General features: G+C 60.3%; 1 protein-coding gene. It reads right to left on the bottom strand.

The genetic code is table 11. The annotated features are described in order from the left end of the window. Positions 1-23: 23 nt before the first annotated feature. Positions 24-1,369, bottom strand: a protein-coding gene (locus HBF24_RS17140; protein WP_167175896.1) for an IS3 family transposase whose coding sequence is annotated in 2 segments (ribosomal slippage) — positions 24-904 and positions 904-1,369 — 1,347 coding nt in all. Because the reading frame shifts where the segments join, the coding sequence is not laid out codon by codon here. Between the last annotated feature and the right edge of the window lie 50 nt (positions 1,370-1,419).

The raw sequence follows: 1,419 nt of genomic DNA, 5'->3' as shown, positions 1-1,419 counted from the left end.
ATAAAGTTGGACAGTTGAAGCGGCTAAGCCACCAAGGGCTGGGTTCTGTACTGCACAGGACTCAGCCCTTTCAGTTTGGTCTTGATGCGATGGTGGTTGTAGTAGTGGATATAGCGGCGTAGTCCCTGTTCGAGTTGCTCAAGGCTGCTGAAGTGGTTCAGATGGAAGTACTCGCACTTGAGTGTGCCGAAGAAGCTCTCCATCGCTGCGTTATCCAGGCAGTTGCCCTTGCGTGACATGCTCTGGGTTAGCCCGTGCTCGACCAGCATCCGCCGGTAAGCTGACATCTGGTAGGGCCAGCCCTGGTCCGAGTGCAGCAGCGGCGTGTCACCTCGTAGCTTGGCCAAGGCCTTGCGGAGCATGGTACCCACCAGTGGGAAATGGGGTCGCCGATCCATGTGATAGGCCACGATTTCTCCGTTGTACAGGTCCATGACCGGTGAGAGATAGAGCTTCTGGCCTCGTACATCGAACTCGGTGACGTCGGTGACCCACTTCTGGTTGGGCCGGTCCGCCTGGAACTGGCGTTGCAGCACGTTGGGGACGGCCCCATGGCCCTGTGCGCGATAGGAACGGTACTTCTTCACCCGCACCAGCGACTTCAGGCCCATCGCCTGCATGCGCCGCTGGACGGCTTTGTGGTTGACCGGGTGACCGGCCTGCCGCAGCGCCAGCGTGATGCGCCGGTAGCCATAACGACCCCGGTGGCGGTGGTACAGATCGCGGATCTGCTTTCCCAGCCCGGTACCGGCGGCGGGCTCGCGCTTGGCATGGTAGTAGAACGTGCTGCGCGACAGCCCGGCCACCTGCAGCAACGCCGCCAACGAGTGAGATTGCCTCAACCCAAGCACTACCTGCGCTTTTTCGGCGCATCGGCTCGCTTGGCCTGGATCAAGGCATCGAGTTTTTTTAGGTAAGCCACCTCCGCGCGCAGGTATTCGTTTTCCTTGCGCAGTTGCTCCAGCGTGCGAGCATCGTCCCCAACGGGGGGTTCCAGAGGTGGCTTGGGCTTCATCGGCGTCACGCGTCCCTTGGGCTTGGGCATCAAGGCCTCGATGCCGCCTTCATGATACGCATGCGACCAGCGTCGAATCTGATCAGGGCAGCGAATATCGTACAGCGCCGCGGTTTGCCTCAGAGAGAGCATCTCCCGCGCCATGTGCCGTAGCACCTTCCATTTGAACGCTGCATCGTAAGAGGCGTACTTCTTCGTCAGACCCGCCAGGCCATGCTGGCGATAGGCCGCCACCCAGCGTTCCACCTGCCCGTGCTTCAGACCATGCGCCTTGGCGACCGATTTCGCTCCGTGCCCACCAGCCAGGCATTGCTGGACCAGCTTGTGCTTGAACTTGGTGTCGTATTTGGACATGAAAAACCCCCAGAGGTTGGATCGATGTCCAACTTCTGGGGGTCAGTTCA

The organism is Oleiagrimonas sp. C23AA (assembly GCF_011759385.1).
Lineage (GTDB): Bacteria > Pseudomonadota > Gammaproteobacteria > Xanthomonadales > Rhodanobacteraceae > Oleiagrimonas.
Note: the sequence above shows the minus strand (reverse complement) of the source record. Positions and strands in the feature narration are given on the sequence as shown.